Source organism: Micromonospora sp. AMSO12t (assembly GCF_008806585.1).
GTDB classification, from domain to species: domain Bacteria; phylum Actinomycetota; class Actinomycetes; order Mycobacteriales; family Micromonosporaceae; genus Micromonospora; species Micromonospora reichwaldensis.
The window spans coordinates 1-649 of the sequence record NZ_WAAS01000564.1; the positions used below are offsets into that span (position 1 = coordinate 1).

The following is a 649-nucleotide window of genomic DNA, read 5'->3' on the forward strand; positions in this document are numbered from 1 at the left end:
GTCAGCGGCGGCCCGCGCCGGCCGCGTCGGTCCGCCCGCCGTCGGCCCCGGTTGCCCGGCTGTCGGACCCCGCCGCCCCGGCGGCGTCGGTCTGGTGGATCCGCGCGGCGAGCAGCCGCAACGCCTCGACGACCGCGGCCGAGCGGACGTGGTCGCGACCGCCGTCCAGGTCGAGCTGCCGGACCTCGGTGCCGGACGGCCCTGCCACGGCGACGTAGACCAGCCCGACCGGCTTGCCGTCCTGCGGTTCGGGACCGGCCACCCCGGTGGTGGCCAGGCCCCAGTCGGCCCCGCAGCGGCGCCGTCCGCCCTCGGCGAGGGCCACCGCCACGTCCGGGTCGACCGGCCCCCGGTCGGCCAGCAGGTCCTCCGGTACGTCGGCGAGCAGCGACTTGAGCTCGGTGGCGTAGACCACCAGGCCGCCCCGGTAGATGCCGCTCACCCCGGCGATCTCCACGATCGAGGCGGCCAGCAGGCCGCCCGTGAGCGACTCGACGGTGGCCAGGGTCTCGTGCCGTTCCGAGAGGCTGTGCACCACGCCGGCCGCCGGGCTGCCGGCCGGCCGCGTTCCGTCAGCGTCACTGTCCATGTCCCGGATCCTTTCCCCGCCCCGCCGGCCCTACTCATCCTTCCCGACGGGCGCGGCTCC

At 77.3% G+C, this 649-nt stretch carries 1 protein-coding gene; it reads right to left on the reverse strand.

Features of this window, described 5'->3' with window-relative positions:
- Window position 1 precedes the first annotated feature (1 nt).
- Window positions 2-589 (reverse strand): CinA family protein, encoded by a 588-nt coding sequence (locus F6X68_RS32965; RefSeq protein ID WP_151457871.1) that lies wholly within the window; start codon window positions 587-589, stop codon window positions 2-4.
- Window positions 590-649: the final 60 nt, after the last annotated feature.

Coding starts and splice junctions, on each gene's coding strand:
- F6X68_RS32965 (WP_151457871.1), bottom strand. CDS start 589: ATGGACAGTGACGCTGACGGAACGCGGCCGGCCGGCAGCCCGGCGGCC.